This window comes from Celeribacter halophilus (assembly GCF_900114135.1).
Classification (GTDB): Bacteria; Pseudomonadota; Alphaproteobacteria; order Rhodobacterales; family Rhodobacteraceae; genus Celeribacter; species Celeribacter halophilus.
Genome location: NZ_FORY01000006.1, coordinates 1 through 22,032, shown reverse-complemented (window position 1 = coordinate 22,032; position 22,032 = coordinate 1). Strand labels below are relative to the sequence as shown.

Below are 22,032 nucleotides of genomic sequence, written 5' to 3'. Positions count from 1 at the left end.
GACGTCACACATCCGGCAATTCAGCCAAGCATGTGTCAGAAAGATCTCTTCACATTCATAGGATCGCAACGATTGTTCTCGGAGGTCGTCCTCAGGACGATCGAGACGGAATTTGACGAGGTGCGCGCCTCTCGCTTTCCGGATTTGGAAACATGGGATCTTGTGCTTTCAAACCATATTCAGCCGGAAGGCCGGGCGACACGGCTTTTGATTGTCGATGAGCGTCAGGCAGACAGGTTCATGACTTTTCTTGAGCGACAGGATCATCTGACGCCCCGTGTCCGGCTGGCGATTGCCGTGCGGGATGATGCCAGCGCCACGGAGGTGGTGGAACGCTGGGGGGCGCGGCTTTCAACCTATACGGTGAGTGTCCTGCCGATGAACCTGAACCTGACAGCCTGGGTCCAGTTGATCCGGTTGATTGATTGCGGCGCGCATTACCTGCCGGTGTGTTCACTGGGCGCAATGCAAGCCGTCAAAAGGGACCGTGCGGCAATGCCGGACGACGATCCAAATGACGAGGTGTCACCCGCCAAGGACGCCCGCGAGGAGGCCTGCGCCCAAGGGGTTGCCAAACTGACCCCGCGCGAGCGCGAAGTGCTCAAACTGGTGGCCTCGGGACAGCCGAACAAGATGATCGCTAATGAATTGTCGGTCTCTGCTCACACAATCAAGCTGCATCTGCACCGTATCATGGCGAAACTTGGCGTCACGAACCGGACCGAAGCGGCAATCTGTTTTCACAGCCAGAATTGCTAGGGCGCGGTGCGCTCGCCGAACGTGCGGGCGCTTTTCACATGGCTTTGCCCGAACCGCTCACACATGCGTCGGGCAGGCTCTGCGGGTCACGCGGGTCCCGAAATGCACCACAGGGTTTCAGGAGCCGCCGCACACCGTATCTTTATAATCGGCCTTTCACGTTTACTTGTGACTCCGTCACGCGCGAAGGGCCTTGGCCGGTCGGACACCGGCTGGCACAAATGAACGCACCTGATCACTGAATGACGCTCCCGAGCCGCTTTGTCGGCGGGAGCACATATCATTTTCCGGGTGCCAAATGCAGCGGGACAGGATGCGCGTAAAGCGCGGATGTGAGGCCATATCGCGCTTTGTCGTGCGAAGCCGGAAACAAACGGCGTCTTAGGGAGCTGCTGCCGGAAATCGGGGGGATTATGAGTTATTCTAACGGAATTACACTTCGCCAACTGGAAGTGATCAATGCGATAGCTATTTCCGGGTCGATCCGCAAAGCTGCGAAACTTTTAGGGTTGTCCCAACCCACCATTTCGGCCCAGCTTGCCAAGCTCGAAGATGATCTCGGCGCACAGCTGGTGCATCGGGATCGCAAGCGCTGCGAGGTGCTGACCGGAGCAGGGGAGCTTTGGGCAACCACGGCGCGCAATGTTCTGGCCGATCTCGAACAGGGGAAAAGCCGCCATTGTGAGCAGTTCGGGCAGCAGCAATGCAAGATGAGCCTCGCCACGATCCCCTCCCATGCGGGGCGGGTGCTGGGGCTGGCGGCGACACTGGCCCATGCCGATCCGCGGATTTCGGAGTTTTCGCTGGAGTTCGCCACGTCAAGCGCCGAACTTCTCGACTATCTTGCCATTCGCAAGGCCAGTGTGGGCCTGTTGGCCAAGACGGAGACCCTGCGCGAGACCACGTCGCTCAAATATGAAGTGCTATATGAAGACCGGATTTTGTGGGCCATTCCCAAGACTATAGATCCGAACCTGGCCCTCGATATCATTCACGGAAACGTGGTCCCGAAAACCCTGCCGCAAGCCCTGATGAAACGTGTTTGCGTCACCGCCTCGCATGAATGGCGGGTAAAGAGCAACGCATGGTATAAATCCCACCTTCCCTCCGCCGTGCCGTATTTCTCCAGTGATCTGCATATCGGAGCCGTTGAGATCGTCGCGCAGGGGCTTGCGACCTGCCACCTGTCGATGACGTTGCACGGCAACCTGCCGGAGCGTGTCCGCGAGAATGTCGCCTTTTATGACACGGGCCGCGTCGCACAGAAAATGGCTCTGGTCATGCCGCGTCATTTGATGATGGTGCCGACATTCGCCAATTACTTCGCGCGTCTCGCCGATGCGGTGCGCCAGAATTACGCCAGCCACGAGAAAGCCTCTTTGCAGGATATGCCCGACTTAGGTCATCCGTCTGTGCATCTGTTCGCGGGGTGAAATATGGGGATGCTTTGCGCGCGGAGCAGCGTTGCTGATGTGACAATGGCCTGCGCGGCGTGATGTCATACTGTGGGTATGAGGCGGAAAATCCGAAAAAAGGTTTCGCCCTGCTGCGACCCGTGCGTGTGAGGCTTTCTTTCGGTCAATCGGGACAGAGTTGACGGAAAACGCGTGGGGCCGTGCAGGGCGAAAGTTTACACTCGCATATTGGGGGGGCAGAGTGTTTCGGGGGTTATTGCATTTGACTGCGGCAGTATTTGGCGATCTGGTCGTTCGAATAGGGCGTTCCCGTCTGTTTGCGAGCGAGAATCTTGCCATCTGCACGTTTCGAACAGGACACATAGCGCGAGATCGGGGCCGCTGTCGTGCGGGTCGCGGTCTGACGGTTCATCGAAGACACGGTCGCGCGTTGGGCCTGGGCCGCTGAACGGCGTTCAGAGCCGGAGCAGACGCTGCCCGAGGGGATCGAGCCGACTTGGCGAAGCGCAAAACAGGCTTCCGCATCACGACGGGCAATCATAATCAGCGCGGCCTGACCCTGTCCCATCTGGGCGAGAAGACAGGCTTCGTCGACGCGGTTCATCCCGCCACCGGCACCGCCACCAATCAGGGATATGCCGATACTGCCGGACAAGGCGCAGGGGTGGCCTGATCCCATCGAGGGAGGCTGGACCGAGGGCGCGGAACGCACCGTGTAGGATCCGCTGTAGGAATTACGGGTGCTGAGCGTGCCCGGTGTGCTTTGATCCAGATAGATCTGGGCATTCGAGTTGCCGCTTGTCACGGAGGCGGATGCCGAGCTTTCCACTTCCGCGGCACTGGATGAGCTTGATGTCGAAGTGCTGGTTGTGGATTGGCTGGAGGCAGATGTTGCCCACAGCATCGCTGCCGAGATAACCGTTACTTTTGCCAATATTCCGATTGGCATCTCCTTTTTGTCATAAAACATGAGACCTTCTCCTCTCCGAACGCAGAGGGTTGAAATGAGGCCGGAGCGGTACGTTCGGATTCCACTCCGGCCACCTGAAACCGCAAGTGTGCGGTCAGGCTTTGACACCAAGTATTAGAACATGGTGCCAAATCCGCCGAAGGCGCCGCTGGAGCTGCCGTTGGTACCGGAGTAGCTGCCGCCCGCAGTCGAACCACCAATCCCGAAGGTTGCAGAGGTGGATGTGTTGTTCACTGCACCGTTTGAAGTGGTGCCGGAGGCCGAGCCGGAGCCTGCTGCGCCAAAGCCCAGAGCGGTGTAGCCAACAGCCTGACCGCTGGACGACAGGCCCATCGAAGAGGTGTTGGATGCGCCGGAGACGCCGAAGGTGGTGCCTGCGCTGGACCCGCCTGTGATGGCTGCGCCGCTTTCGGAACCGGACCACGATCCGGTGCCCAGAACTGTGTCAGCCGATGCGGCTCCTACGGTCAAAGCTGCTGCAGATGCGATAACAAGAAAAAGTTTCATAGTTCATTTCCTCCCATTGGGTTTCCAAACGAGGCCACCAGTTACTCGGTTACTGTGAGTGTTTTGACCGCCTCGACACTGAATGTAAGCGGGGCTTTCAGGGCGCGACAGTTGGACTGATGTCTATTGGCAAAAGGGGCAGGTTTCGCGGCGGACAGCGGGCGAAGGCAGGGCTGGGAGGCTGCGTTTGATCTATGTCTGCTAGCCAATTGGGCGCAGGAGATAGCCCGTTGGATTAAACCCTGAGGAGTAGTCCTCTCCGGCCCTCTGCGTGAATTTGCAGGGAGGGTCTGGCGTAAGCTGTTATTTTATCGGGAAATATAGAGGGGCGCGGACGTCTTTGCATGAATGATGCACTGAAACGCGCGGTTCGGTAGAATCATCGGGCGGACAGGTGTGTGCGCCGTGCCGGTGGTCATATGTTGTTTGCTGTAAGGAGTAGGGTAGGGGGCGCTTCCCGCCAGACCTGAGCAGGTATGACGGGAAACGCGAGGCTCAGCGCACGCAGCGCACGAGGTTGTCGGGGCGGTCTATGTCGCAGGCATTGATCGAGCAGCGTTGCGCGCCCGAGCCATGCCAGTCCATATACTCGTCCTGATCCGCTGATTTGCTGAGCGCCAGACCGAAGACGATGACATTGGCGTGGCTCTTGATGTCGCCGAATGTGGTGCTGGTCCAATAGTCGAGCGTCTCGGAGTCCTGTGTCACCTCGAACAGATCATCAATGGCGGGGATGCTGGTGCGGTTGTAGTCGACAATGCTTTGCAACTCCTTGCTGTCGGGCAGACGCCAGTCGTCGTAACCGCCCAGATCGAGCCCTTCGCAATAGGCCAGCGCCTCTTTCCATTCGTGGCGGGTGCCATCGTCGGCCTGTTGCCACATCAACCCCGTGGCTGCATCGGAAACCGTGCCATCGTCATTGGCGGTGAAACTGTTCACGCCATAGACATCGGAATCTCCGGCTACGCAGCGCACGAAATTGCCCGGAGCGCCTTGCCCGTCACCCGTCGGCAATCCGCTTTGTGTGCTTGGGGCGCCGGTGTAGAAATCGAGGCCCGTGCCGTAGGACTTGATATGGCCATCCGCGAAGTTGAAGCCGAAAGCCCCCTGATTGCGTCCGTTGATGACTGGACCTTTCACATAGAGCGTGCTGCTCCAGTATTGTCCGGCGAAGGCCATCTGTCCTTCGGGATAGGAGAAGTCGAACACGCTGGTGTCGATATAGGGGGTGGGTTCGCCCTCTTCGGGGCGAAGCAATTCGCCGCGGAAATCGGCGAGGGAATAGAGTTCCTTGATCGAGGGCACGCGCCAGTCGGTGCGCCCGCCGAGGTCCAGTGCCTCGCAATAGCCGATGGCGTCTGCATATTTCAGGCGGTCGTCTGTCGGCGTCTTTTGCCAGAGCAAGCCCGTGACATTGTCGGTCACCGTGCCGTTTTCGTTGTCGGTGTAATCGGAGGCCGTGCCCGTGTATTGCGCATCCTGACCGTAAAGCGCTTCGCCTGTCGCGGGGCAGGTGATTGCCTCACCGGCGAGATCGAAACATTGATCCTGCATCGTGTCGACAAGGGGGTAAGTCAGATCCTCTGCGGCATAGAGCGGTGCGGACAACCCGCCGCTCAGAGCAATCGCCGAGATCAAAGAGGTGTGGGATATAAGGCGCATGAGGCCCTCCATTTCTAATACAAAGGGGCGCCGAAAAGCGCCCCGTGGTGTCAATCTGCTGTGCGGTAGGCCCATGTTTGGGAGGCGGTCTGTTCGCTGGCGCATTGTGCCAGACTCAGGTCTTTGATCTGGTTTTGTTGACTGCGGCCAAAGCGGGTGTCTTCACCCAGTGTCAGGCACAGGTCGGGAGATGCGGCAGGCGAGATTGTGCCCGCATCGGAAAAGGTGAAGCTCTGCGCCTCGGAGCCGTCACAGGTGGCAAGTTCAAGAGCGGCACCGGCTTCCATCGCGCTGGCTTGCATACAAAGATCAAACTCCGGCATGTAGTACAAACCGTTGGCGAACTGTGTGGAGTCGAAGGCCTGATCGACAAAGATGCGACCGGACGGGCTATAGCAGGTGTGGCCTTGAAGCCCGTTTGCAGGATCGGCCTGTGCGCCCTGACCGCCGGAAATATCGATACAATAGCCGTTCTGGATGTTGTCGAGTTTGTCCACGGCGTAGATTTCGACGTTTTCGGCCCATGCACCTTGCGCGCTGGTGGCGGCGAGAACGAGGGCGGTGAGGCCAGCAGTTTTGAGAGAGGCTTTCATCTCATTTTCATTCCTTCTGTGTCCTGAGCGAGATGCGTCACATGGAGGAGTTTCCGTCGCCGCATATTGGCACATTCCGTATTTTTATTCGTGCCAATGTGACGCAGGGGAATGCAGGCGCGTGGTTGCACCTGTCCTTGCAGCTATTCCCCTGTGCCGTCCTGCACCATGCGCCCCCCTGTCTCTATCGGTGTTGTGCTCATGTGAGAGCGAATTGACATACATCAAAGCGCATATGCGCAAAGAGGCATATTTGAATCCCATGCAAGAGATTCTGACAGCCATATCCGACCCGACCCGCCGCGCCGCTCTCGCCATTCTCTGGGATGGTGGCGAGCATTGTGTATGTGAACTGATGAAGACACTCGATGCGAGCCAGAGTCGGATGTCGCGGCATATGAAAACCCTGCGCCAGGCGGGGCTGGTGGTGGACCGGCGCGATGCGCAATGGGTCCGCTATCGCCGCAACCCCGATCTCGTGCCGGAATTTGCTGCCGTGATCGACGCGGTGCTGGCGGCGGAAGGCAAACTGGAAAGGAAGGTCGCATGACCACTGAAACCCATGATATTTCCCCGAAACATGGTGTGCCCGACTGGCTCTGGTATGTCGGCGTTCCTGTGGTCGGGGTCGTCCTTTACCTGCTCTACGGCCAGTTGATCCCGTTCTCGGAATGGGTCACATCGCTTTTCCCCGTGGCGCGTGACAGCCATACGGGGGAGGCCATTGCCTTTTTCTTCTATGACGTGCCCAAGGTGTTGTTGCTGCTGACCGGCATTGTCTTTGTCATCGGTGTGTTGCGCAGCTGGTTCAGCCCCGAAAAGACCCGCGCCATTCTTGCAGGGCGGCACGAGCTTTGGGGCTATCCGATGGCGGCGTTTCTTGGGGTGCTGACGCCGTTCTGTTCCTGCTCCTCCGTGCCGCTTTTCATCGGCTTTGTGTCGGCGGGGATCCCCTTGGGCGTTACCTTCTCCTTCCTGATCGCCGGTCCGATGGTCGGCCCTGTGGGTCTCGGACTGCTCTATGGTCTCGTTGGCTGGAAGGTCGCCACGATCTACCTCGTCTTCGGCTTCTCCATCGCCACGGTTGCGGGCTTTGTTCTGGGCAAGATGCATCTGGAGAAATATCTTCAGGACTGGGTGCGCGAGTTGAACGCGGGGCCTGTGGGTGAACTTGCCGAAGAGCGGCTGCGCTTTGTGGACCGGCTGAAAATCGGTCTGGAACAGGTGCGCGAGATTGTCGGCAAGGTCTGGATCTGGGTGCTGGTCGGTATCGGTATCGGTGCAGCCATCCACGGTTATGTTCCCGAAGCGATGATGCTCAAGATCATGGGTGGCGAGGCATGGTGGTCGGTTCCGGCAGCGGTGGTCGTGGGCGTGCCCATGTATACCAATGCGGCGGGCGTCATTCCCATCGTCGAGGCGCTCTTGGGCAAGGGCGCGGCGCTGGGCACAACTCTGGCCTTTATGATGTCGGTGATCGCGCTGTCCCTGCCGGAAATGGTCATCCTCAAACAGGTGCTGACCTATCGCCTGATCGCCATCTTCATCGCGGTTGTCTCGCTGGGCATCCTTGCTACGGGCTTCCTCTTCAACTTCCTGCTGTGACGCTGCGGGACACACCCTCTGACATTTCAAGAAAGGACATCCCATGAAAACCATCAAAGTCTACGGCCCCGGATGCAAACGCTGTGCAGCCACTGAAGCTATGGTCAAGGACGCTGCGGCGAAACTTGGCATAGAGGTGGATGTGGAAAAGGTGACGGATGCGAAATCCATCGCAATGGCGGGCGTCATGTCGACGCCGGGTCTCTCGGTGGACGGCAAGCTCGTCCATGCAGGCGGTCTGCCCGATGAGGCCAAGCTGGAAAGCTGGTTGAAGGGCTGATCTGGCGCCTTCTCAACAGGGCCTGTGCGGGCGAGATGATCGCCGCCGCACAGCGCCGCTACCCGTTTTTAAGGATTGCGACAATGCTCAACTATACCGTCACCGCGCGCAGGGTTGATGAGCACGGCTCCGAAGCCCGCACTAAAGATGCGCTCATTGTGCTCGACACGGATATGAAGGGGCGGGCCGATGCGTTCAACCCCGCCGAGATGCTACTGGCGAGCCTTGCGGCCTGTATGCTCAAGGGCACCGAGCGGGTGATCCCCATGTTGGAGTTTGACCTGCGCGGGATCGAGGTGTCGCTGCGCGGCCAGCGTCAGGACAGTCCGCCGAAAATGGTGAAGATCGACTACGAGATCACAGTGGATACGGACGAGACTAACCAGCGGCTCGATCTCCTGCATCGCAATCTCCAGAAATACGGGACGATCTACAACACTTTGGCGGGGGCCACGGAGATTTCCGGCCAGATCCGGCGCAAGGATTGATTGCGCGCGCCGGAGTGTGAGGTTTTCTGCCCCCGTAGCTGGTCACAAGCCTGCTGCGGGGGTTAGCATTTGGGGGCGGAAAGGCGCGACAGGTTCAGTCCGGCGCAGGCTGTCGCATCCCCGCCGCAGCAATCATCCAGCAGAAACAGGACCAAACCGTTCACCGCCTCGAAATTCGGGGCGTAGTGGATTTCCCTGTGATGGCGCTCCGTGGTGACAAGCCCCGCCCGTTTCAGCACGGAAAGATGCCCCGACAGGGTGGAGGGCTTCAGGTCAAGCAGGCGGCCGAGTTCCATCGCGGGTGTGCCTTCGGGGCCGCGCTGCACCAGCAGGCGAAACACGGAGAGCCGCGCGTCATGGGCGAGGGCGGCAAAAGCGTCAATGGCGAGGTCTTTGTTCATATTTCGTTGATACGCGAAATGAAACCTGTTGACAAGTTCTCGGGTGCGGCGCTAGATGCTCTCAATTCGCGCAAATGCGAAATGAGAACGAGACCACAGGCAAAGGGAAACGCGCCATGTCCGATACATCACCAACCCCAATGGGCCGCTTTGAACGCTTGCTCACCCTTTGGGTCGCGCTTGCTATGGTGGCGGGCATTGTCGTCGGGGCGCTCGCGCCCGGTCTCGTGCAGGCGATTGCCGCCACCGAAGTCGCGTCGATCAACCTTGTCGTCGCGGTTCTGATCTGGGCTATGGTCTATCCGATGATGGTCAGCGTCGATTTCGGCGCGATCAAAGGGGTGGCGCGTCAGCCCAAGGGGCTTGTGGTCACTTTGGTGGTCAACTGGCTGATCAAGCCGTTCACAATGGCCTTTCTTGCCGTGCTGTTTTTCGATCACATCTTTGCCCCTTGGATCGCGCCCGAGGATGCCTCGCAATATATCGCAGGGCTGATCCTCTTGGGGGCAGCGCCGTGCACGGCGATGGTCTTTGTCTGGTCGCAACTCACGCGTGGGGATGCGACCTATACGCTGGTGCAGGTTTCGGTAAACGACATCATCATGGTCTTTGCCTTCGCTCCGATTGTCGCGCTTTTGCTGGGTGTTACGGATGTGATCGTGCCGTGGGATACGCTGGTTCTGGCGACTGTGCTTTATGTGGTCCTGCCGCTCATAGCGGGTCTTGTTACACGCCGGATTCTCGGGTCAGAGGCGGCGATTGAATCCTTCACCCACCGTATCAAGCCGTTTTCAATGATCGGTCTCATTGCTACGGTTGCGATCCTGTTCGGGCTGCAAGGCGATGTGATCCTGTCGCGCCCGATGGTGATTGCGTTGATCGCTGTGCCGCTTCTGATCCAGAGCTATGGCATCTTCGCGCTGGCCTATGGGGCCGCCTTCCTCATGCGCGTGCCGCATAAAATTGCAGCCCCCTGCGCCATGATCGGCACGTCGAATTTCTTTGAGCTAGCCGTTGCCGTGGCCATCAGCCTCTTTGGTCTGAATTCCGGTGCGGCACTCGCCACGGTGGTTGGCGTTCTGGTCGAAGTGCCCGTGATGCTGTCGCTGGTGGCCTTTGCCAATCGCACCCGTGCGCGTTTTCCTTTGATCTGATTTTCGTGTGATCTGGGCACGATGCTTTGCGTTGAGCCGCACGTAGATCACGATTGCGGAGATCAAGAAAGTGGCGGTTCCAATACAAGAAAAAATAATGAGGCCGGACCAGGTCGGGAAACCCATAGAAAATCCCAAAACTGTTGCTGCTATTGCGGCCAATGTGGAGATTACAAGCAGTCCAATTAGCATTTTATCCTCGTTGGAGTGGTGTGCAGTTCAGGTGGCAAGAACCGATGTGATGATTTCAAGCTTAAAATATTCGCGAACAACATATTCTATGAGATGAATGCATAAAATAGTAAAAACTTAGATATAATTGTGAAATAAAAATGTTAATTCTTACTTAATAAAAGTAGGATTTCGTCAAATTTTAGAGAGTTTTGGCGGCCTGACGCAGGTGCGTGACCCTCTGAAAGCAGACAAAGCCCCGCAGAGGGGGCTTTGTCGAGAGGTTGTGGATGTCCGTTCAGAGCTTATTCGGCCCATTCCCACGGGTTCGTGAATTGCCCCAAGACGTGCGAGACCTGTTCCGCTTCGGCTTGTTGGTCCGGCGTGATCCGCGCGACAAGGCCGCGTTTCTTGTCATCAATCACAACAGCAACCCGCGCCGAAAGTCCGGCTTTTTTCAAGGCTGCGTTGTAAATGCGCGTGATGGCCATTTTCCGCAGTTCCGGTTTGAACACCTTGCCCACGGCGGTTTTCGGCAGTTCGTCCATGATTTCGATATGTTTCGGAATCGCGGCGCGTTCGTGGATATGCACTTTGGCATAGTCCATGAGTTCTTCGGGCGTGACCGAAGCCCCCTCGATCAGTTCCACATAGGCGCAGGGGATTTCGCCAGCATGGGCGTCCGGCTGGCCGATGGCGCCCGCCATAGCGATGGCCTCGTGACCGGCAAGGGCCTCTTCGATCTCGGCGGGGTCGATGTTGTGCCCGCCACGGATGATCAGGTCTTTCGCCCGTCCCGTGATCCAGAGATAGCCGTCCTCGTCGATCCGGCCCAGATCACCGGTGCGTAGATAGACATCGTGGTGGAACAGATCGTGGTTCTTGTCCCGCTCGGTATAGGTGGAGCCGGCAAACACGCCGGGGCTGTCGATACAGATTTCGCCCACTTCGTCTACGGCACATTCTACAGGGCCGTCCGGCGTATGGCGCAGGATTTTCACATCCGTATGCGGGAAGGGAATGCCGACGGAGCCGATCTTCTTGAGCCCGCCCACGGGGTTGACGGAGACAAGACAGGTCGCCTCGGTCAGCCCGTAGCCTTCGACAATCTCGACACCTGCGGTCTGTTCAAACCGTTTATACAGTTCGACGGGCAGGGGCGCGGAGCCGGAGAAGGCCATGCGCACAGAGGAAATATCGGCATCCACCTTGCGCTGCATCAGCACGGAAACAGCGGTCGGAACGGTGATGATGAAGGAAATTTTCCAGCGCTCGCAAAGCTTCCAGAAATTGTCGAACACCCCTTCGCCGCGATAGCCCGCAGGGGTCGGGAAAACTCCGTGTGCGCCGGAGGCAAGTTGGCTCATCACAATCACCTGACAGGCGAAGACATGAAACAGCGGCAGCGGGCACATGATGTTGTCTTCTTCGGTGAACAACAGGCGCGAGCCGATCCAGCCGTTGTAGATCATGCCGGAGTATTTGTGCTGTGCCACTTTCGGCATGCCGGTCGTGCCGCCGGTGTGGAAATAGGCCGCCACACGGTCTTCGCGCACATCCTCGAAGGACAACCGGTCGCCGGGATATTTCGCCAGCTCCGTGTTGAAGTTCAGAATGTCGGCGTGATGGGCGGTGGCGTCGGCGTTCTTGGGCCGGATAAAGGGCACGATCCACTTTTTCGGCGGTGTGAGATAGCGCAGAAGATCGACTTCGAGCACCGTGTTCACATTGGGCGCGTGGCGGACAGCCTCGGCCACTTTCTGCGCCACGTCGGTTTTGGGAAAGCTCTTGAGCGTCACCACGACCTTGGCATTGGTTTCGCGCAGGATCGCGGCGATCTGTTCGGGTTCAAGAAGCGGGTTGATCGGGTTCACAATCCCCGCGACCATGCCGCCCAGAAAGGTCAGCATCGTCTCGTTGGCGTTGGGCATGATATAGGCGATCACGTCTTTCTCACCCACGCCGAGCGCACGGAACATATTGGCCGCCTGAGTGCTTTTCTCAAGCGTTTGCCGCCATGTCATGGTCTCGGCCTTGTCCTTTGGCCCAGAGGTGATCTGGTAGGAAAAGGCCGGACGATCCGGGAAAGCCTCGGCGGTCTTTTTGAGCCGTTCATAAATCGTGACGGGCACATCGCGTGCCTCCCACGGCATTTCCGCCTCAATCACATTGCGCGCCTCAAGCGAGCTGAAATCTGATGGCATCCCTTCCTCCCTTTCCTATACGAAGTGCCGGTTTGTCTCCGGTCTCTTCGTCTCCTCGCGGGTATGATGCGGCCAAAGCCCACACCGCGCAAGGGCACAGGACTACCCTGCAACGCAGCGTCATCCCACATAAATTTTATTCCGACGCCACGTCAGCTTGTCGGGCACATGCGTTGCAGTGGTGGACGAATGGCTTCGGGCTGACTAGGTTGCATCCACTTCGATCTGGCATAAGGAGCGGCGGGATGAAAGAGGTTGTGATCAGTGGCACCGGTGTTTTTACCCCGCCATATTCCATTTCCAATGACGAGTTGGTGGCGTCCTTCAACGCCTATGTTGATCTTTTCAACGCCGAACATGCCGAAGAGATTGCGGCGGGGACGGTCGAGGCGAAGTCCTATTCCTCCTCCGAGTTCATCTTTGCCGCCTCGGGGATCGAGAGCCGATATGTGATGGAAAAGGATGGTATTCTGGACCCGCATCGCATGTGTCCGAGCTATCCGCCGCGTGGGGATGACGAACCGTCTCTTATGGCCGAAATGGCGCTGGATGCGGCCAAGACGGCGCTGGAGGCAGGCGGTGTCGAGGCGTCTGATGTTGACCTGATCCTGTGTGCCGCGTCGAATATGGAACGGGCCTATCCCGCTATGGCGGTGGAAATTCAGGCGCTCATGGGGGCGGGCGGTTTTGCCTTTGATATGAATGTGGCCTGTTCCTCGGCAACATTCGGTATCCAGACTGCTGCAGACATGATCCGCGCGGGCTCGATCAAACGTGCTTTGGTGCTTTGTCCGGAGATCACCTCCGGCCATCTCGAATGGCGCGACCGTGACTGCCATTTCATCTTTGGCGATGTGGCGACCGCGGTGCTTCTGGAGGCTGCAGATGTGGCGACCAAGCCGCAGTTCAAGCTGCTCTCCAGCCGCTGCGCCACGCAGTTTTCCAACAACATTCGCAACAACAACGGCTTCCTGCGTCGGGCCCATGACCAGATGGACGACCGCCGCGACATGCAGTTCATGCAGAACGGGCGCAAAGTGTTCAAAGAGGTGCTGCCGCTCGTGTCCCAACATATCGCGCAGCATATGGAGGAGGAGGGGCAAGACCCGACCACGCTCAAGCGTCTCTGGCTGCATCAGGCGAACAAGTCGATGAATGACTACATCGGCAAAAAGGTTCTGGGCCGCGTGCCGACGCCGGAAGAACAGCCCAACATCCTGCAAGACTACGCCAACACCTCGTCGGCGGGGTCGATCATTGCCTTCGCGCAGCATGGCGAGGGGCTGTCGCAGGGGGATCTGGGGCTGATCTGTTCTTTCGGGGCGGGCTATTCGGTTGGCTCAGTGGTGGTCGAAAAGCTCTGATCCGCCCATGTTTTCCCGAGCGGGGAGACGGCAACCAACGCGCGTTTCTCGTTGTCGAGTGGTAGCGCATTGGTAGCGTAGTCCAATGCGCGCTGCGCCATCTCGTGTGCCGCTTCCGCAAATTCCGTGTCCGGTGCCTCGGACAAGGCCAGAAGACAGCGGCGGAGTGCCGTGCAAACCTCAAGACATCCGGCCCCGTCGCGGGCTGTGGCGGCAAAGGCGGCGTGAAAGAGGTCGTGCGAGGCGGGCGGCGGACAGAACACCCGTGGCGCGCGGAGTTTGGGGGTCGGGTCTATCTGTGCGGTGTGCCAGAACAGTGCGGTCAGCCGCGTGATCGCATCAATCGCGGTGCCGGGATCGTTGATGCCCGGAGACAGGGCTTTCGAAGAAATTTCCGACAGGGTGGTGAGGCTGAACTCCGCATCGACCTCATGGGTGCGGGTGGCGCCGATGACAAACCCGCGCACAATCGCCGCGTGATCCGCCTCGGGCGTCAGACCGGAGGCTTGGGCCAGAAGGCTGCCTTCCAGCACAAACTGGCCGGGGCGTTGCAACACATAGATCAACCCCTGATCGCCGGCGCAGTCGTTGAGGCTGCGGGTGTCGATGAACTGGATATATCCGGTCTTGTGGGCGCGGATTTCGGTTGTGTTTTCCGGCAGCACCGTGTCCGGCGTCAACAGGTTCGCGCCCAAAGCAGGGTCTTTGCGCAGCATGGTGAGGCTGCGGCGGGCTTCGTGTTCGGCAAGGTCGAGACTGTTGTCGAGACTGCCAAGCTGGCTGAGATGTTCGATCCAGCGCAGCATGGCGATGATGATGACCACGACCGCAAGGATGGTGATGGCCATGACGACAATCGCCTCTTCGTCGCCATAGAGATGGGTGCGGAACAGGATGATGGATGTCAGCGCAAAGATGAATGCCCCAATAAAGGCGGCCAGCACAGATTGCGTGGTTGTGTCCTGAAGCAACAGCCGGTGAATACGCGGTGTGGCCGTTGCCGCCGCAGAGGCATGGGCGCTGACCATGACGTTGAGCGAAAAGGTCGAGACCGCGAGCATGGAGGAGGCGAGAATGGTCAGGACCGGCGTGACGGCGGAGGCGTCGATCAACTGGGTCCATTCGTTTGGCAGGTAGTGGCGCAGCACCAGCGTGACCAGCGAGACCACCAGAGACAAAAGCGCATAGAGCGTCACGCGCAGCCAGAGCGCGTGATAGTAGCGCCGGAAGAACAGCAAAGGCTTTCTCAGAAGATCATACATATCGGTGCCTTTGCTCTACGGACGCTGGGTCTATGATGGCTCATTCTGGCGGGGGTTCAAGCCGGTAACCTGCCGCCCAAAGCTCGCAGATGAAAAGCGCGGCCTCGGAAAAACACTGATCCGCGAGACGTTCCAGTGGCGGCTCCCCCCAGCCTGCCATATCCGCGGCAACCGTGGTCAGCGCGAAAACAGCCGCCATCGGGTCCGGTGCGTCGGGCTGGGCGATGAGACCGCGCAGGGCGTCATGCGGGGTTTGACGCTCGACCAACAGGCGCTCCGTGATCCTCTGTTCGAGCAACTCCTGTTTTTGATCCATATCTACACCAACCCGGCGACCGCGTTACAAAACAGAACATCCATCATATAGCCTTTGTTTCCGGCGCTCGGGCAAGTTTTCCGTTGGGGCGATCGGGAAGGGATGCGGCGCATTAAAGCGTAAATGCGGATTCGCTCAAGAAAAAGACGCCGCGGTGATGCGGCGTCTTGTCGGAAGTTTACTTTGAATTTTAGTAAAATTTTCGGATTAGCCCTGCGGGATGATAAGCATCTGGCCCGGATAGATTTTGTCTGGATCGGAGAGCATCGGCTTGTTGGCCTCGAAAATCTCCATGTAGCGGTTGCCGTCGCCCAGAGCCGCTTTGGAAATGCCCCAAAGCGTGTCGCCCTTTTTGACTTCGTGGAACACCGGATCATTGCCTTCAAGCGTGTCTTCGACAGCGGCGACGCCTTCGACATTGCCTGCGGCCATGATGATTTTCTCTTTGGTCACCTGATCGGTGACGGTGCCGCCCAGAACAACCTTGTCGCCGTCCATTGCCACTTCGACGCCTTCGGCCTCAAGTCCAAGGGCTTTGATCTCGGCCAGAATGGCGTCGGCATCGGCCTCTTCCTCTTTCTTGCCGAATACTTTTTTACCTGCGTCTTTTACAAAGCTGAAAAGTCCCATCACTCATCTCCTGTATTTGGGTTGATTCAAACTATGCTGAACGCGGGGCCGGAAGGAAACGGGAATTTTGCGCACTGCTCCCCGTCTTACTCCCCGTTGGTGAATTGCAGCTTGGCCAGCCGTGCATAAAGCCCGCCCTGCGCGACCAGATCCTCATGGGTGCCGGAGGCGACAATCTTGCCATCTTCAAAGACCAGAATGCGGTCGGCCTTTTTCACCGTAGCCAGACGGTGCGCCACGATCAGCGTGGTGCGGGTGCGGGCCATGTCTTCGACTGCGGTTTGCACGGCTTGCTCGGATTCGGAATCGAGCGCGGAGGTGGCTTCGTCCAAGAGCAGGATCGGTGCATCGCGCAGGATCGCACGGGCAATGGCCACGCGCTGTTTCTGGCCGCCGGACAACATGATGCCGCGCTCGCCCACATAGGAGTCGTAGCCTTCGGGCAGTTGCGAGAGGAAACCGTCGGCAGCGGCGGCCTTGGCGGCTTTGATGACATCCTCCATCGAGGCATCGGGGCGACCGAAACGGATGTTGTCGGCGGCAGAGGCGGCGAAGATCACCGGATCTTGCGGCACCAGCGCGATGTGGCGGCGGAAATCTCCGCGCGCCATATCGGCAATGGGCTGTCCGTCGATGGAGATCACGCCCTCTTGCGGGTCATAGAACCGCTGCAAAAGTTGGATGATCGTGGATTTCCCCGCGCCTGACGGGCCGACGAGGGCGACGGTTTCGCCCGGCTTGATGTCAAAGGACACGCCGTCCAGCGCGGGCGTGGTCGGTCGCGAGGGGTAGAAGAAGCGCACATCCTGAAAGCTGACGGCGCCTTGGACGGGAGAGGGGACAGGCTTGGGATGGGCGGGATCTTTGACCGGATCGTCGGAGGAGAGCAGTTCGACAAGCCGTTCGGTGGCCCCTGCGGCGCGTTGCAATTCGCCCCAGATTTCGGACAGTGCCCCAGCCGCCCCTGCGACCATGATGGCGTAGATCACGAATTGCACCAGTTCACCGATGGTCATCGCGTCTGTGCGCACATCGCGCGCGCCGATCCAGAGCACGCCGACCACGCCGGAGAAAATCAGTGCAATGACGATCACGGTCATGGCGGCGCGGGTTTTGATGCGGGTATGGGCGGAGGTGAAGCTCTTTTCCGTCACCTCGTCGAACCGCGCGGCCTGTTGTGCTTCGCCGGTGAAGGCCTGCACGGTCTGGGCGGAGAGCAGCGCCTCGGAGGCGGTGCCGGAGGAGGAGGCGATCCATTCCTGATTTTCGCGCGAGAGTTTGCGCAGGCGCCGTCCCAGCACGATGATCGGCACGATGACCACGGGCACAATCAGAAGAACAAGCCCCGTAAGTTTGGCGGAGGTAAACAGCATCAGCACCAGCCCGCCCAGCATGATCAGCGCATTGCGCAGCGCGACCGAGATCGAAGAGCCGATCACGGAGAGGATCAGCGTGGTGTCGGTTGTGATGCGCGAGAGCACCTCGCCGGTCATGATTTTCTCGTAGAAGGCGGGGGACATGCGGATCATCCGGTCGAAAACGGATTTTCGGATGTCGGCCACAACGCGTTCACCCAGACGGGTGACAAGATAATAGCGCATCCCCGTGCCAAGCGCCAAAGCCCCCGCAATCATCAGGGCGGCGCTGAAATACTGGTCGAGCAGCACAACGCCCGCGCTCTGGAACCCGTCCACCACGCGGCGCACGGCCAGCGGCAGGATGAGCGAGATACAGGCGGTGATGACAAGCGCGATGATCGCGGCGGCCATCAGGCCGGTGTAGGGGCGCAGGAATGGCCACAGTTCGGCCAGTGCGCCAATGCGTTTCGATTTCGCGCGCTCGGCGGCATCTGTCAGTGTGCGGTCAGTGGCCATGATCTATCCTTATCCCCCGATGCAGGTCTTGGCGCGGGCAATACGCGCGGGTCATCTCGGTCGGATCGACTGTTAAAGCGTTTCGCGAAAAGACTGAACCACAGATTTTCGGGAAATTTGGCATGGCTGATGGCCCTCGGAGCGCCTCCGGAGACGGCACAGAAACGGGAAATGCCACTGGGTGTAGCGGTGGCGTAACGTTACATGCCCAATATCTATGCATTGAGCAGGAAGCCGCTTGCATCACAGGGCTTGATATGATGGGTTATGCACACGCTCCGCCGGATCGTGCCTCATGTGACCATGTCCTGTCTTGTAACAGGTCGGATACGGGGCTCGGGGCGCCTGTGGCTTGCATTGCCTATACCGGGTAGAAATACCGTATAGAGGCGGCCACGACAGGCAGCGAACGGCAAGCGCGGAGAAATCGCCCAATTCGGGGTGGTGACCGGTCTCGACACATCCTTGCTTTAGGAGGACCGAGCCGGCAGACACACACACGAAGTAAGCGGGAGTCCCCCTTATGAAATTTACGACTAAAATTGCGGCCAGTTCTTTGGCCCTTGCTGCCCTCGCGGGTGGCGCTTTCGCCGAAGACTGTGGCGATGTCACGATCGCCGAGATGAACTGGGCTTCGGCCTCTCTTCTGGCGAATGTCGATGCGATCATCCTCGAAGAAGGCTATGGTTGCGATGTCGAGCTGATCAGCGGCGACACGACACCCACGTTCACCTCGATGAACGAAAAAGGCGAACCGGATCTGGCCCCTGAACTTTGGGTTAATGCCGTCCGCGAACCGCTTAATGCGGCCATTGAAGAAGGTCGGATGCTTTCTGCCCTTGAAGGCCCGATCACGGGTCTTGGCGAAGGCTGGTGGGTGACGAAGAAATTCATGGAAGACCACCCCGAGATCGATACGGTCGAGAAGATGCTCGAACACCCCGAGCTGGTGCCCTACATCGAAGATGAAGACAAAGGCGCCTTCATGGGCTGTCCTGCGGGCTGGGGCTGTCAGCTTGCCAATGCGAATATGTTCCGTGCATTCGACATGGAAGAAAAAGGCTGGGTTCTGGTTGATCCGGGTTCATCCGCCGGTCTCGACGGGTCTATCGCCAAGGCTGTGGAGCGTGACGAGCCGTGGTTTGGCTACTACTGGTCTCCGACTGCGGTCATCGGCAAATACGACCTGCAAATGCTGCCGTTCGAGGCAGAGTGGGCCGGCACCGAGAACTGGGACGGCTGTATGGTGAAATCCGTTGACGAATGTGCCGATCCGCAACCGTCGAGCTGGACTGAATCCGTAGTGCACTCTGTGGTGACTGCCGAGTTTGCCGAAGAGAATGCTGTCGCGATGGGCTATCTCGCGAAACGCGTAGTTCCGGGTGATGTGGTCAATGCGATGCTCGTTTATATGAACGACAATCAGGCCACCGGTGAGGATGCCGCTTACGAATTCCTCGCGACCAAAGAAGATATCTGGACCCAGTGGGTGCCTGAAGATGTCGCCGAAAAGGTGAAAGACGCCCTTTGATGGCAGCTTTCTGAATTTCGGAGGGGGTCGCATCAAAGCTGGTGCGGCCCCCACGCAGTTTAGCGGATTTCGTGACGCCTGTGGGATACAGGTTGCCAAAATTCGCCCTGCATGGAGACATTATCCGGCGTGTTCTCGTGAACCTGTGTCAAGGTGGATGGGAAACGTCATGGCACAAGGACATCATATATGGACTGGCTTATTGAATTTCCGTCGCTTGGTCGACGAGATCTTTCGGCCCTGCGGCAATCTGTTGATGAAGGCTTCCGCACCTTCTCTCGCGCTTTCGGGGACAATCTCGAAGCATTCTTCTCCCCCCTTCTCAAATTTCTGATCTGGTTCGAAAACCTGCTGACCAATGCGCCATGGCCTCTGGTTATCGCGGCGATTGCGCTTCTGGCATGGCTGGGTGCGCGGAGCTGGAAAATCACCGTCGGAACCATCTTTGCCTTTCTGGTGATCGGATATTTCGGCATGTGGGAAGACACGATGGCCACGCTGGCTATGATCTCGGTGGCGACCTTTGTCTGTATTACGGTGGGCATTCCCATCGGCATCCTGATGGCGCGGTCCAACATCGCGCAGCGGATCGTCACCCCGATCCTTGATATCATGCAGACCATCCCGTCTTTTGTTTACCTCATCCCTGTGGTGATGCTTCTGGGCATCGGCAAGGTGCCGGGGCTTCTGGCCGTGTGCATCTATGCGCTTCCGCCTATCGTGCGTCTGACCAATCTGGGCATTCGCCTTGTGGACAAGGATGTTATGGAGGCCGCAGACGCCTTCGGAGCATCGGCACGGGAGAAACTCTTCGGCGTGCAGATTCCGCTGGCGCTTCCGAATATCTTCGCCGGTGTGAACCAGACGATCATGATGGCGCTGTCGATGGTGGTGATTGCTTCGATGATCGGCGTGAAGGGCCTCGGCACACCTGTGCTGCGCGCCATTTCCAACCAGTATCTTGCGCTGGGCCTGATGAACGGTCTCGCCATCGTGGCTTTGGCCATCATTTTTGACCGTGTGAGCCAGACCTACGGCAAACGCCTGCAAGCATATCGGGAGACTGGCCATGGCTGATCCTGTCACGACAGAGACCTCCACAGAGGTCAAAGTATCCATTCGCAATCTCTACAAGATTTTCGGGGATGCCCCGAAAGCCGCGCTGGAGCATGTGAAAGAGGGTATGACCAAACCCGAATTGATGGATCAGCACGGGCATGCTCTGGGGCTGAACAACATCAACCTCGACATCCCCGCCAAGGGGATTCAGGTGATTATGGGCCTGTCCGGTTCGGGCAAGTCCACCTTGATCCGTCACCTGAACCGCTTGATCGAGCCGACCTCCGGTGAAATCTGGGTTGATGGCGAGGACGTGCTGTCCATGTCACGCGATCAGTTGCGCGACCTGCGGCGGTTCAAAATGTCTATGGTGTTCCAGAAATTCGGCCTCCTGCCGCACCGCACCGTGTTGGAAAATGCGAAATACGGTCTGGAAATTCAGGGCGTAGCCGATGGCGAAGCCGATGTGCGCGCGCGCAAATGGCTGGATCGTGTGGGTCTCAACGGGTTTGAGGAGCAATACCCATCGCAACTCTCCGGTGGCCAGCAACAGCGCGTGGGCCTCGCCCGTGCCTTGGCGACGGATGCGGACATTCTGTTGATGGACGAAGCCTTCTCCGCGCTCGACCCGCTGATCCGCACGGACATGCAGTCGATCCTGCTCGAATTGCAGGAAGAACTGCACAAGACGATCATCTTCATCACCCACGATCTCGACGAGGCGCTCAACATTGCCGACTCGATTGCGATCCTGCGGGACGGGGAGATCATCCAGTCGGGCGATCCGCAGGACATCATCATGAAGCCCTCGGACGATTACATCACCGACTTCATTCGCGACATCAACCGCGCCAAGGTGGTGCGTATCCGCTCCATCTGTCGCAAGGGTGCGACGGGGCAGGGGGAGACGCTCAAAGGCAGCCTGTCGATCGAACAGGCCCTGCCCAAGCTGACCAAGGCACCGGATCACACCTGTCCTGTGGTGTCGATCTCTGGCGCGCCTTTGGGGGCGGTGTCTCTGGATGACGCCATCAATGCGCTCAAGCCGCTGGAAAGCGATAGCGACGACGAAGTGCGCTACGCCTGAGCGCGTCACCATCAAGAACGGTCTAAGGGCGGGGGAAACCCCGCCCTTTTCTTTTGTCTGGTGGATGCTGGTTTTTTGCGAGTCGGCAAAAGAGCGGGTGATTTTGTCTTCGGATGACAAAAACAGCGCCCTTCCCTAAGGGAAACCGCCCGCGACTCGCAGATTTCAGAGGCGAAAGGGGGCGATTCACCCGCGTGATTCCGGTGATTTGTGACGGTATTTCGTAAGAGGGGAGGGGAAAGCGCAAAATTCGGCTTTGAACGCTGCAAAAAACTTATGCGCGAAAGCCCGTAAAATAAGGCGTTTCGTAAGTTGAGTGCATGTTTTTTCACAAAACTTTCAAAGAATCGCTTGCGGGTTTTGATTGTTCGCCTTAGAACCCCCTTCACCGGCGGCGCAGACAGCGCGGACGGGACGCCAGATGGCACAGACGGAACAGGGTGACTGAGGTTACTGAGGGAAGTTTGGGTGATCTGACGGAGAAAATTTTGAGGTAGATCTGGGCGGGCGCGCCGTAAGTTAGGGCGCACTGGTCTGGTTTTTGTCTCGTGCTCTTTGAAATTGATAGATGAACGAAGAGATATGTGGGCGGTTTGGTCTTAACGACAAGAACGTCTGTATATCGCGCTCTTAGGGATTTCGGTCCTGATTATAGAGTGTCAGCTTCACTGTTTGTCGGCTTTCGGTGTCTTTGGATACT

At 58.3% G+C, this 22,032-nt stretch carries 21 protein-coding genes; 11 read left to right on the top strand and 10 right to left on the bottom strand.

Annotated features, from left to right (window positions below):
- Positions 1-72: 72 nt before the first annotated feature.
- Positions 73-759, top strand: coding sequence for a helix-turn-helix transcriptional regulator (locus tag BM152_RS18800; protein WP_158527952.1), 687 nt, complete (start codon positions 73-75; stop codon positions 757-759).
- Positions 760-1,172: 413 nt separating this feature from the next.
- A complete protein-coding gene (locus BM152_RS07510; RefSeq protein ID WP_082715439.1) occupies positions 1,173-2,192 on the top strand; it encodes a LysR family transcriptional regulator in 1,020 nt (339 codons plus the stop codon).
- 235 nt (positions 2,193-2,427) lie between these two features.
- Here the strand turns inward: BM152_RS07510 and BM152_RS07505 are convergent, their stop codons facing one another.
- The 4 genes from BM152_RS07505 to BM152_RS07490 form a co-directional block, all read right to left on the bottom strand.
- Positions 2,428-3,144, bottom strand: coding sequence for a hypothetical protein (locus tag BM152_RS07505; RefSeq protein ID WP_066607298.1), 717 nt, complete (start codon positions 3,142-3,144; stop codon positions 2,428-2,430).
- Positions 3,145-3,258: 114 nt separating this feature from the next.
- Positions 3,259-3,651 carry a hypothetical protein gene (locus BM152_RS07500; RefSeq protein ID WP_066607304.1) on the bottom strand — a complete coding sequence of 131 codons (393 nt, stop codon included), beginning with the start codon at positions 3,649-3,651 and terminating at the stop codon, positions 3,259-3,261.
- A 495-nt stretch (positions 3,652-4,146) separates the two neighbouring features.
- A complete protein-coding gene (locus BM152_RS07495; protein ID WP_066607307.1) occupies positions 4,147-5,313 on the bottom strand; it encodes an Lcl C-terminal domain-containing protein in 1,167 nt (388 codons plus the stop codon).
- A 50-nt stretch (positions 5,314-5,363) separates the two neighbouring features.
- Positions 5,364-5,906 carry an RICIN domain-containing protein gene (locus BM152_RS07490; protein WP_066607310.1) on the bottom strand — a complete coding sequence of 181 codons (543 nt, stop codon included), beginning with the start codon at positions 5,904-5,906 and terminating at the stop codon, positions 5,364-5,366.
- A 262-nt stretch (positions 5,907-6,168) separates the two neighbouring features.
- On the opposite strand from BM152_RS07490, the gene BM152_RS07485 reads away from it, so the two are divergent.
- The 4 genes from BM152_RS07485 to BM152_RS07470 all read left to right on the top strand — a co-directional run bounded on the left by BM152_RS07485 (position 6,169) and on the right by BM152_RS07470 (position 8,279).
- Positions 6,169-6,456 (top strand): ArsR/SmtB family transcription factor, encoded by a 288-nt coding sequence (locus BM152_RS07485; RefSeq protein ID WP_111481366.1) that lies wholly within the window; start codon positions 6,169-6,171, stop codon positions 6,454-6,456.
- Positions 6,453-7,511 (top strand): permease, encoded by a 1,059-nt coding sequence (locus BM152_RS07480; RefSeq protein ID WP_066607314.1) that lies wholly within the window; start codon positions 6,453-6,455, stop codon positions 7,509-7,511. Before BM152_RS07485 ends, BM152_RS07480 begins: the two co-directional genes overlap by 4 nt.
- A 43-nt stretch (positions 7,512-7,554) precedes the next feature.
- Entirely contained in the window at positions 7,555-7,791 is a 237-nt protein-coding gene (locus BM152_RS07475; protein WP_066607317.1) for a thioredoxin family protein, read from the top strand.
- An 83-nt stretch (positions 7,792-7,874) separates the two neighbouring features.
- On the top strand, positions 7,875-8,279 hold the full coding sequence (locus BM152_RS07470; protein WP_066607319.1) for an OsmC family protein: 405 nt from the start codon (positions 7,875-7,877) through the stop codon (positions 8,277-8,279).
- A 62-nt stretch (positions 8,280-8,341) separates the two neighbouring features.
- Here the strand turns inward: BM152_RS07470 and BM152_RS07465 are convergent, their stop codons facing one another.
- Positions 8,342-8,680, bottom strand: a complete 339-nt coding sequence (locus tag BM152_RS07465; protein ID WP_066607321.1) for an ArsR/SmtB family transcription factor — start codon at positions 8,678-8,680, stop codon at positions 8,342-8,344.
- A 116-nt stretch (positions 8,681-8,796) separates the two neighbouring features.
- On the opposite strand from BM152_RS07465, the gene arsB reads away from it, so the two are divergent.
- On the top strand, positions 8,797-9,834 hold the full coding sequence (arsB, locus tag BM152_RS07460) for an ACR3 family arsenite efflux transporter (protein ID WP_066607324.1): 1,038 nt from the start codon (positions 8,797-8,799) through the stop codon (positions 9,832-9,834).
- A 476-nt stretch (positions 9,835-10,310) separates the two neighbouring features.
- Here the strand turns inward: arsB and BM152_RS07455 are convergent, their stop codons facing one another.
- Positions 10,311-12,209: an acyl-CoA synthetase gene (locus BM152_RS07455; RefSeq protein ID WP_066607327.1), complete on the bottom strand. Its 1,899-nt coding sequence runs from the start codon at positions 12,207-12,209 to the stop codon at positions 10,311-10,313.
- A 245-nt stretch (positions 12,210-12,454) separates the two neighbouring features.
- Between BM152_RS07455 and BM152_RS07450 the strand changes: the two genes are divergently transcribed.
- The gene (locus BM152_RS07450) at positions 12,455-13,573 is read left to right on the top strand and encodes a beta-ketoacyl-ACP synthase III (protein ID WP_066607329.1); all 1,119 of its coding nucleotides are present in this window, start codon (positions 12,455-12,457) and stop codon (positions 13,571-13,573) included.
- Here the strand turns inward: BM152_RS07450 and BM152_RS07445 are convergent.
- The 4 genes from BM152_RS07445 to BM152_RS07430 form a co-directional block, all read right to left on the bottom strand.
- Positions 13,537-14,835, bottom strand: a complete 1,299-nt coding sequence (locus BM152_RS07445) for a DUF2254 domain-containing protein (protein ID WP_066607332.1) — start codon at positions 14,833-14,835, stop codon at positions 13,537-13,539. The two genes, BM152_RS07450 and BM152_RS07445, sit on opposite strands and share 37 nt — an antisense overlap.
- A 40-nt stretch (positions 14,836-14,875) precedes the next feature.
- Complete coding sequence (locus BM152_RS07440) at positions 14,876-15,151, bottom strand: hypothetical protein (protein WP_066607335.1); 276 nt, start codon at positions 15,149-15,151, stop codon at positions 14,876-14,878.
- A gap of 207 nt (positions 15,152-15,358) precedes the next feature.
- Positions 15,359-15,781, bottom strand: a complete 423-nt coding sequence (lysM, locus tag BM152_RS07435; protein ID WP_066607338.1) for a peptidoglycan-binding protein LysM — start codon at positions 15,779-15,781, stop codon at positions 15,359-15,361.
- 86 nt (positions 15,782-15,867) lie between these two features.
- Positions 15,868-17,655, bottom strand: coding sequence for an ABC transporter transmembrane domain-containing protein (locus BM152_RS07430; protein ID WP_066607341.1), 1,788 nt, complete (start codon positions 17,653-17,655; stop codon positions 15,868-15,870).
- Positions 17,656-18,178: 523 nt separating this feature from the next.
- On the opposite strand from BM152_RS07430, the gene BM152_RS07425 reads away from it, so the two are divergent.
- The 3 genes from BM152_RS07425 (at position 18,179) to BM152_RS07415 (ending at position 21,332) form a co-directional block, all read left to right on the top strand.
- Positions 18,179-19,186 (top strand): ABC transporter substrate-binding protein, encoded by a 1,008-nt coding sequence (locus BM152_RS07425; RefSeq protein ID WP_066607344.1) that lies wholly within the window; start codon positions 18,179-18,181, stop codon positions 19,184-19,186.
- Between the two features lie 189 nt (positions 19,187-19,375).
- The gene (locus BM152_RS07420) at positions 19,376-20,263 is read left to right on the top strand and encodes an ABC transporter permease (protein ID WP_066607348.1); all 888 of its coding nucleotides are present in this window, start codon (positions 19,376-19,378) and stop codon (positions 20,261-20,263) included.
- On the top strand, positions 20,256-21,332 hold the full coding sequence (locus BM152_RS07415) for a quaternary amine ABC transporter ATP-binding protein (RefSeq protein ID WP_066607351.1): 1,077 nt from the start codon (positions 20,256-20,258) through the stop codon (positions 21,330-21,332). Before BM152_RS07420 ends, BM152_RS07415 begins: the two co-directional genes overlap by 8 nt.
- The last annotated feature ends 700 nt before the right edge of the window (positions 21,333-22,032 follow it).